The 10,066-nt window shown below is 47.8% G+C and carries 5 protein-coding genes; 3 read left to right on the plus strand and 2 right to left on the minus strand.

Features of this window, described 5'->3' with window-relative positions:
- Window positions 1-57 precede the first annotated feature (57 nt).
- Window positions 58-849 carry a response regulator gene (locus HKK80_RS14865; protein ID WP_411800369.1) on the plus strand — a complete coding sequence of 264 codons (792 nt, stop codon included), beginning with the start codon at window positions 58-60 and terminating at the stop codon, window positions 847-849.
- A gap of 773 nt (window positions 850-1,622) precedes the next feature.
- Window positions 1,623-3,245 carry a methyl-accepting chemotaxis protein gene (locus tag HKK80_RS14870; RefSeq protein WP_411800365.1) on the plus strand — a complete coding sequence of 541 codons (1,623 nt, stop codon included), beginning with the start codon at window positions 1,623-1,625 and terminating at the stop codon, window positions 3,243-3,245.
- An 85-nt stretch (window positions 3,246-3,330) separates the two neighbouring features.
- Here HKK80_RS14870 and HKK80_RS14875 read toward each other — a convergent pair whose 3' ends face one another.
- A complete protein-coding gene (locus HKK80_RS14875; protein WP_411800366.1) occupies window positions 3,331-5,697 on the minus strand; it encodes an ATP-binding protein in 2,367 nt (788 codons plus the stop codon).
- 15 nt (window positions 5,698-5,712) lie between these two features.
- Window positions 5,713-6,801: an FIST signal transduction protein gene (locus HKK80_RS14880; RefSeq protein ID WP_411800367.1), complete on the minus strand. Its 1,089-nt coding sequence runs from the start codon at window positions 6,799-6,801 to the stop codon at window positions 5,713-5,715.
- Between the two features lie 239 nt (window positions 6,802-7,040).
- Here HKK80_RS14880 and HKK80_RS14885 point away from each other — a divergent pair, with 239 nt between their 5' ends.
- Complete coding sequence (locus HKK80_RS14885; RefSeq protein ID WP_411800368.1) at window positions 7,041-9,893, plus strand: GAF domain-containing protein; 2,853 nt, start codon at window positions 7,041-7,043, stop codon at window positions 9,891-9,893.
- Window positions 9,894-10,066 lie beyond the last annotated feature (173 nt).

Raw genomic sequence — 10,066 nt, forward strand, 5'->3', positions numbered from 1 at the left:
TCTCTCTGCTGACCATCTTGAGACCAGTTACGAGCTCCGTTCACAAAAGAAGTACTCATCGCTACAGATGAGCGTACCGAATTAATCAAACATCGTCTGGAACACGAGGCTGCTCACATTACCGTTCAGACTGCAGCAACCCCAAACGAAGGAGTATCCATACTAGCCAGCGATACCGTAGACTGCATCATCTCGGATTATGATATGCCAACGCAAAATGGGGTTGAATTTCTACAAAACGTTCGAGAAGAGCATCCCCATCTACCCTTCATTCTCTACACGTCAAAGGGGACAGAAGAAATCGCCAGTGAGGCTATCTCTGCCGGCGTGACTGACTACTTACAGAAACAAGCAGCTCCCAGTCATCATACACTACTGGCAAACCGAATTCAAAACGCCGTCAGTCAGTATCGGGCGCAAAAAGAGGTCGAACGAAATGAGGATTTACTTGCATCCACCGAACAGCTCGCCAACACCGGTGGTTGGAATTTCGACATTGAAACCGGCGAGACACGCTGGACAGACGGCACGTACGCGATATATGGTCTTGAGCCCGACGCTGAGCTAACCAAACAGGAAGCAATCGAATTTTATCATCCGGAAGATCGCAGTGAGATCAAACGCCTTGTCGAACGATGTATCAAAACTAGGGAGTCCTATGAGGCGACGCTCCGACTGATTGATGCTGACGATCAACTCCATTGGGTGCTCACAAACGGTGAGGCAATCGAAAAAAATGGAGAGATCATCGCCATCAGAGGAGCCATTCGAGATATTACAGACCTCAAAGAGAGTCAGAAGCATCCCACAACCGCTCAAAATAGATCCGGTCAGCGTGGGGGGACATAGCTTTGCGATCAAAATACGCATCCAAACATGACAGTTTGTCAGCTCTTTGTCCACCTGCTTCCAAAATGAGCAACGGGATAGCCGAGTTCAGCGATGCCGACATCAAGAGCACGATCAATCGTCTCTGAAAACGAGAGCTCTGATTGGTTCGTGATTGAGTATAGCCGCGAGATTGCTGCCGTTGACTGTCGCCATGGATCTGAGGATTAATGTTCGCCGCCGACACCGCCAAGGGTTTCAATTCGAGTGGCCAACAGCTCGGCTTCGTTGTCGCCGTCGGTTTTCGGCACGTAGTCAGCTCCAGTGGCCAACACCTTGCTCACGACATCGGTATCCTCCGGGGACGCAAACAAGAGAATCGGGAGCTCCGGATCTCGCTCACGGATCTGAGAGAGAAAATCGATGATATCAGTATCCAGCGGTGGCTCAACGACCAGACAGTCTGGCTGCTTCGCGTCGTAGGCGCGCAGTCCTGCCTCAGCCGGTCGGCAGTATCAACCGAGAACTCGTGATCGGCAGCTAGCTCAGCCTCGTTAGTGAGCGGTGTGGACGAACCAGCGGCCCCGACATGCAATACCTGAAGCACTCCTATTATCAAATCTAATTGGTGATTCAAAATAAGCCTCCATTTGGCAGTTTTTGATGACATGTTTAGGTAAACTACCTACGCCGTGGTTCAAACTATACCTAACACAACAGGACACTCCAACGTTGACACCCCGCGGTTGTGTGCGAAGATAACATTTAGATATTCGAAGCGTGTTACATTTAGCATGCAAAATCCGATTCGGGATAGTTTGCGGGTAAAGCTAGTTGGGTTTGCAGCCGTGGTGGCACTTTCGGGGGGAACTGTCGGTGTTGCTAGCTATCTTGTTGTTGGAAGCCAACTACTACTCGGGGTAACTGTTGCTGCAACAGCGGTCACGGCACTTTTTATTGGATATGTGTCAAACACGGTGTACAACGAAATCAACCGGTTAATGAACGAGATGCGAGCAATCGCTGACGGTGAACTCGACCGTGAAATCAATTCAGATCGAAGCGACGAGCTGGGCGAGATGTTTCGAACGCTTGATGAGACACGTGACGCCCTCAATAGTGAGATCACACAGGCAACCGAAGCAAAAAAAGAGGCAACCAAGGCAAAAAAACAGTCCGAGCAGGCAAAACAGGAGTTAGATGACCTTATGAACGATCTAGAGGCCGATATCAATACAGTGATGGAAAATGCAGCAGCAGGTGATCTCAGTGAAGAAATTGATGTCTCGACGGACGAAGCGGTCATCGCCTCAATTGTTCGGTCAACAAACACCCTCATTGAGCGGTACAGGACGACAATTCACGAAATCACGCAGTTTGCTGACCAAGTTGAGTCGATGAGCAACCAGGTGGCGACGCAAGTTGAGTCCGTTCATCAGTCAAGCAACAGCGTCACCCATTCGGTTCAAGAGATGGCCAACGATATGGAAGCACAGGATGCAGAGTTGAGCAATGTGTACGATGAGTTGCAACGGATCTCAGCGACTGTTGAAGAAGTTGCATCGGAAACAACAACAGTTGCTGACACTGCCGACAAAACCACACGCATCGGGCAGGATGGTCAAGCGGATGCCGCAGCCGCAACCAACGAAATGGAAGAAGTCGCTTCGGCTGTGGACGAAGTTGTTGCGTCTGTAAACACGCTGTCCGAACAGTTTGAGGAGATCGCAGCGGCAACAGATCTCATCTCCGAGATTGCTGATCAAACGAATCTCCTCGCGCTCAATGCAAACATTGAGGCGGCCCGCGCCGGTGAAGCAGGCTCCGGATTTGCGGTGGTTGCTGATGAGGTCAAATCACTTTCAGAGGAGACAAAGGAGTCAGCCCAACAGATCGAATCAGTAATTGACTCCGCGGAACAACAGATGGAAACCACGGTTAACGAAGTTGAACAAGCACGCTCACAACTTGACAGCAGTGTTGAAACCATTGAGTCGGTCGTTGAATCCTTCGAAACGATGGTTGAGTACACAGAGGATACAAACACCGGAATCCAAGAGATCAACGACGCGGCAACCACTCAAGCCGAATCGGTACAGGAGGTCGTTGGGATGATCGACGACCTTTCAGAGATCAGTGCAGCGACGCTGACCGAAAGTCAAGAAGTCGTCAGAGAAATCGAAGACCAGTCAGAGACGCTTACCGATGTCGCTGATAGCACCCAGCAGGTCGATGCCGTACTTGTTGAACTCCAAGAGCACCTGTCACAGTTTGAACTACAGGAGACCACTGCAAGCACTATGCCGTCATCTGACGGACAGGGTCATTCGCAGAATGATATAACATCAACCAATGGCACTGCTGTGGAAGAAACAACCAACGGAGAATCTGAATTTAATTTTACGAACACGGTATGAAATCAAATAGAGTGAATTAATATAGATGCTGAACTATAATTTACAAGCATACCGGGAATGCCACGGGGCTTGACCCCGAGGCGGTTCACGTACTGCTGGATGCTCCTGTAGATTGGAAACACACCTGAATAGTTGTGCCTGACTCTGTGTCAAAATCAATGGTTGCACCTGAATACTGTGTGATTCGGTCAATAAGCCACAAACCAACACCACTGCCATGCTCTAATGCTGTTTCCCCATGCTTTGTGAGAATATCTAATTCTCCCTGAGGAATCCCTGGGCCATCGTCTGAAATCTCAAGGATGGTACCATCGTCAGCAGTTGTTGTCCGTATCTGAATGTAATCTGCTCCGGTCTGAGGATCATTTATTGCATGCTCAAGACTGTTTGATAACATGTGGTAGATAGCATCGGAAAGTTTGGGATGTGCAACAACGTTGCCTGTCATAGACAGATTTAATCTAATTTCTGTCTGCGGTGACCGGTTGTGAAGTCGTTTTACAGCATCATTGACAGCGGTTTCGAGATCAATAATCTGTGTATCATTACGGGTTTCAACTACGTCTCGCATTGTACGGGCAGTGTTTGCAGTCCGTTCAAGACTTTCACATTTTGCAATTATATTGGCTACAAATTGAGAGGTCTCATCAGTGTCATCACGTATCGCTTGCGCGTATCCCTTGATTACATTAAGATCATTACGGATGTTGTGCCGGAGCACACGACCGATCACCTGATCAAGAAGATCAATCTCGTTACGATTGTCAACCAACTGGATTGCAGTTTCAAGACTAGAAGACAGTGTAGCAATTATACTATGATCGATAGCAGAAAATTCTTGTGAACGGACAGATCCGGCCACTAACAGCCCAAAGTCTCCAAGTGGCGCTATGACTTCTGAGTTGATTGGACTGCTCTCATTGTATACCTCCGGATGAGTGTTAACATCACCAACCACCCTTGTGTTACCATTTTTGAACGTTTCCCATGCAATACCTTCGCCTTTTTCAAAACTAGGCGGTGTACCTATAATCCGTTCAGCCGTATCAGTTTGGCCAAGAGGATCAAGTTGCTCCCGTGCAGGATTATACTCCCAAATACCAGTTAACGGAAAGTCCAAAGCTTCTGGTAACCGACGCAAAATCGGGTCAACCATAGCTTCTCTATCTTCACTTGTAACGGCTGTTTCAGTAAGTTCCTGAATTTTTTCAAGACTATCTGTCTGTCGGGCACGGTTATGTGCTACCGTAGAGAGTGTAGCTAACAGTTCGATGAACTGACGATCTGTTTCGCTTGATAAATCCGATTCTTCCCTGCCTATCACTAGCACACCATGGCCCTTGATTGGAACAGCCATTCCACTAGTAATATCGCGTGCTTGATCTAACACATTTTTGTCAATCGATTGTATTCGATCACCAGTATATGTTTCCCACAATGTTGTACTGTTACTGTCGAAAATAATTGTGTCTTCACTCGTTGCGGCAGGAGTTAAATCGTTGGCCGCTCTATCATAAAGATGGATTTCAGCAACGGCTTGATCAACAACCTTTGCAGCGGTCTTGACTGTTTGGTTACAGACAGAGGATCGGTCTTCACATTCAAACAAAGCTGTGACTTCTTGATAGAATGATTGTAACTCACGTTGACGGTTCTTTTCAGAAGTAATATCTATATACATTAAAAAATATTCATTACCATCTTCGGCTGAAACCGGTACCGCTCGCAACAGAAAATCACCAGTTCCGTGCAATGTTTCCCGGCGAACCTCCTTAACTATCGGTTCACCACTGGTTAGTTTGTTAGCAAGGTTACTGTCCTCTCCGGCGGTTTGAACTGGTTCAAATCTGTCAACCTGGCGTTCTACGGGGGAACCAAATGTATTAGCAAACGACTCATTCGTTCGATGTATTGTCGTTCCGTCATCGGTAATGGTAATATTAGCAACGGGTTCTTGAATAGCACTGAAAACCGCTTGGAATCGATTGCGTTCCTCACGGAGTTTGTTCTGAGAATCGATGGTTTTGCATGAGGTAGCAAGCTTCTCATTGAGTGGATTAAGCGAACTGATGATTGATCGGTCAAGCCCTTCGCCTCGTTGAGCAAGAAGTAGTATACCAAAGCCCGGAAGCTCAAACAAATAGTATTCACCAGTTTGTTCTACTGATCCGCTGATTGGGAAGCGATTCTGACCAGATTGATCCGCATCAGCCCACTGGTGAAGCCGTTGAACCCCAGCAACCAACAATTCGTCGCGCTCACCTGAAGCAGGACGCCGTGCGAGCAAATCATATCCGTCGTCAGTTGCTTGATAAACACCACCGACCGAACAGTTTAATTTTTGTAAATAGGCTGAGAGGGCTGTGGTAGCTGTCTCGATGAGTGTTTCACGAGGCTCAATGGCTAACGAGATCTCGTAGAGGATTTGAATTTGTTGTTGGCGGTCAGGCATGTGATCTCTCCAGTGTTAGATATCTGCAATTTCTCCGACCACAGCGGTCTTGTTATAATAGTCTAAATGACCTTGGCCATCGTTGGCAACTTCACCAATCGTCAACGCACCAACGGAGTCACGATTATTTGATACTGCAGCCAACTCTTTATTAAATGCGTCGTCGAGGTACTGTGCCCGGGAGATACAATCAAAAGTGAACAGCACAGTATCTCCCGGATTTCGTTCAGCTGCTGTCTCGTATGCGTTTTCCGCTGCGTCGATTAATGACTCAGGGTCGCCTTCCAGGATATGGACAAACTCACCTTCTGGCAGGTCACCAAAACAGGTGAGTGAACCATCCTCATCGACCTCAAACGGATCACGAACAATTTGTTCTCCGCCAAGTCGGCTTATTCCAAATGGGTGTGACTTAGCTATTTCAAAGAAATTTTCTCTATCTATGTATTTCCCAGTTTCACGTTCAACAATTTCTGAGTAAACCTCATATGCAGGCCGTCTATCTATAGAGTGTACAGTACGGCCATCAGCAGTGGTAATCTCAAACGGACCACCGATCTCAGTCCACCCGTGTTTGACACCGATGTTGCTTTTTCTCGGAATGCGAGCAACTACAGCTGCATCATTAATTAACCCCTCATTGGTAAGCAAGCACAATTGTCGGTCATCATCTAATGTTCCTGCACCTCCACCGAGATAATTATAACCTACACCATAAGCGTTGAACAATTTATTTATGAAATTTTCACTTTCATCAGCATATGCGTCAACAAATACAAACATTGTCTCGTCGGCTGCACTCTGGCTACGCTCAAGATTAATCGTATCATCATCAGGCATAATCGTGGTAATGTCAGGAGTGACATGCAACCCCAAGACAACTACACCCCCCTTTTGTGTTTTCCCTTCATAAACAACTTCAGGGAAGATACCACCAAATATTGGAGTGGAAATATCTTCCAATATGTCATCTATGTCAGAGGAAACAGGTGCGTCGTTAGCTGCAGATAGCACAAACAACCCATTGATATCTGGATTAGCGTCGAATTCAGTCAACACTGATTGAAATGGTTCTTTACCAGTCGCACAGTATTCTACGTCCATACATGCAATCACAGCGTAATGCATATAAACTTCTCCCGAAATTGACTATTTCGAACAGCTTTACCGCATTGTCACGTAAATATTATCTAATATATCGATTTAATATAGAGTCTGTCTCCCGGTGCTGCACACAAGGAAGATGATCAAAACTTCCAGAAAGAGTGGACGAACTACGATAGTGACATTCGCCGCATCGTTCACCGTGTGGAAGCGATCATGTATTACAAGCACATTGTGTAATGGTGCGTATTAATCCACAAAACCCACAATCTTATCACACCATCATCATAACCACCGATATCGTGAGTGAAACTGCAGGAATAACCGTTCTGCATGTAGACGATGATGTAGAATTTGTGGAGTTGGCGGCTGAGAGACTTGAGCAAGAGAGTGAGCAGTTGACTGTTGAGACAGCGACCAGTGCGAGTGAGGGGCTTGATCGACTTACTGCGGACAAGTTTGATTGTGTTGTGAGTGACTACAGAATGCATGGCCAGACTGGTATCGAATTTCTTAGAGAGATCCGCAACCGGCAGCCTGACCTGCCGTTCATTCTGCTTACCGGCGAAGGGAGTGAAGAAGTTGCCAGCGATGCAATTTCTGCTGGGGCGACCGACTACCTGCAGAAACAACTTGGCGGTGACCAGTACACAGGCTTAGCAAACCGAATCAAAAATGCTGTTGAGAAGCATCGCGCTCAACAGCGTGCTGTCAATCTTGATCGTATTCGTGGCCTCAAGGGTGACATTAATCAAGCACTAATGCGCGCTGACTCACGTTCAGCGGCTGAGGCCCGCGTGTGTGAGATCATTAGTGACTCTGATCCGTATCTATTTGCGTGGATTGGGGATCTCAACCCTGACACACAACAGGTGACACCTCGGGCATCAGCTGGAATCGAAGAAGGGTATCTTGATACGATTACCATCACGGTAGACGACACTCCTACGGGTCGCGGGCCCGGCGGGACGGCTATCGCTGAACGACGCGTCGCGGTCTCCCAGAACATCACTAAGGATCAACAGTTCGAAGCATGGCGGGAAGAGGCTGTTTCGCGTGGGTATCAAGCCGTAGCTGCTGTTCCGCTGGAACATCAGGAACGGCTTTACGGCGAGTTGCTTGTCTATGCAAGCCAGCCACATGCCTTCGACAAACCCGAACAGGAATTGCTCGCTGAGCTTGGCGGTGACATTGCGTACGCCATTCACTCATTAGAAATAAAAGGAGATCTTCATCAAGAACAGACACGGCAGCGGGCACTGTTTGAAAACGCACCAAACCCAGTAATTGCTGGTGAAGAGGACGGATCTTCACATCGAATTATTAATGTTAACGACGCATTTGAGAAAGCATTCGGCTACACTGCTGAGGAGGTAATTGGGTCAGATGTCGCAGAGGCAATTGTTCCCGAGGACGGGAAAACAGCTCACGAGCAGTTTCGTGAGCGGGTGGAGGCTGGCGAATCAATAACTACCGAAGTCGAACGAATGACCGCCAAAGGGACACGTGAGTTCTTGTTACACGTCATTCCGTACGGAACAGATGGAGAGACGATCGATGGCACGTATGCGTGGTATCTAGATATAACCGATCGAAAGCGGCGTAAACAGGAGATAGATCGAACAAACTCTATTCTCCGGACGATCCTAGAAAACCTCCCGATGGGGGTACTTGTCGAAGATAGTGACCGAGAGGTTATCATGGCAAACGATCAGTTAGGAAATACATTCGATATCCCGTTGACAGGTGACGACCTCATCGGACGCGACTGTGATGCGGCCGCCGAACAAATTAAAGACCAATGTGCTGAGCCAGCAAAATTCACCGCAGATATCGACGAGCGGCTTGCCAACCGCGAACTGGTTCACAACGAGGAAATCCGTCTTGCTGATGGCCGCGTGCTCAAACGCGATTACCTACCATACAGTCTTCCAGCAGGTGATGCTAATATGTGGCTCTACCGCGATATTACGACACAGAAAGAGTACGAAGAGACACTCAAAGAGCTCCTTGCATCTACTCAAGAGTTACAGTCCGCAACGACCCCAAAGGAGGTTGCAACAATTGGAGCAAAAACGGCCAGAGGTGTATTTGATCGGCCAATCAACGGGATTCACCTCTACGATGAGAGCGAGGCTGCGCTCTTACCGGTTGCGTGGACAGTAGCAGTAGAGAAGCAACTTGGTACCGAACCGCCTGCGCTCCCCATTGAGAATAGCTTAGCAGGGCGGGTCTATCGAACAGGCGACTCCGAAAGCTACGGGAAGATTACCGAACAACAGGACTGCTTTACCGGCGAAACACCGTTTCAGAGCGAGCTTATCTATCCACTTGGTGACCACGGCGTGTTTATTTTGAGTGAGACGGAACCAGAAGCCTTTGACCAGGTCGACAAGACGCTTGCACAAATACTATCGAGTAGTCTTACAAGAGCCCTTGACCGTGTCTCCCAGCGACAACAGCTAGAAAATAAAAACGAGCGGCTCGACAAGTTTGCAAGTGTATTGTCACATGACCTACGGAACCCACTTAATGTTGCAGAGGGACGGTTGGAACTTGCCCAAGAAGAATTAGAAAGCCAGCATTTCGCTCCGATCGAGCGGTCTCATACTCGGATGCGATCACTCATTGATGATCTACTATCACTTGCCCGCGACGGTGACGACATCAGTGAGTTGGAACCCGTTGATCTCAACTTGTTTGTCGAGAAGTGCTGGAGTAATGTTGACACACAGCAGGCAACATTGGTGGCTAATATTGAGCAAACGATTCAGGCCGACCGGAGTCAATTTAAACAACTGATTGAGAATCTCATCCGCAATGCTGTCGAACACAGCGACTCGGAGGTTAGTGTCACCATTGGCGCACTTGATAACGGATTTTTTGTTGAAGACGACGGTTCAGGGATCCCATCGGACGAGCGTGACGAGGTATTTGATTTCGGTTACTCAACAGCAGCCAATGGGACTGGGTTCGGACTGTCAATTGTCAGGCGGATTGCGGAAGCTCATGGTTGGGAAATTATCGTGACTGAGGGGACTGAGGGTGGTGCTCGATTTGAGATTACTAAGGTAACGACAAGTCCTAATTAAGCTACCCACCGCGAACAGGTGGTTGAAAAATTTCATCGTGGTAACCTGTGAACACTCTCAGTCGGGGGATACTTGATGACTGCCACATTTTGAACAACTGATAGTGTTTAATCAAGATATTTACCGATAGACGTAGTAGATTTGGTAATGGGTCGGCTTGAAGAGGTTGCGCT

It is taken from the genome of Halonotius sp. F2-221B (assembly GCF_046719765.1).
Taxonomy (GTDB): domain Archaea; phylum Halobacteriota; class Halobacteria; order Halobacteriales; family Haloferacaceae; genus Halonotius.

Bases quoted from the DNA above. Each gene is read 5' to 3' on its own strand.
- HKK80_RS14870 (WP_411800365.1), top strand. From the start codon at position 1,623: ATGCAAAATCCGATTCGGGATAGTTTGCGGGTAAAGCTAGTTGGGTTT.
- HKK80_RS14875 (WP_411800366.1), bottom strand. From the start codon at position 5,697: ATGCCTGACCGCCAACAACAAATTCAAATCCTCTACGAGATCTCGTTA.
- HKK80_RS14880 (WP_411800367.1), bottom strand. From the start codon at position 6,801: ATGGACGTAGAATACTGTGCGACTGGTAAAGAACCATTTCAATCAGTG.
- HKK80_RS14885 (WP_411800368.1), top strand. From the start codon at position 7,041: ATGGTGCGTATTAATCCACAAAACCCACAATCTTATCACACCATCATC.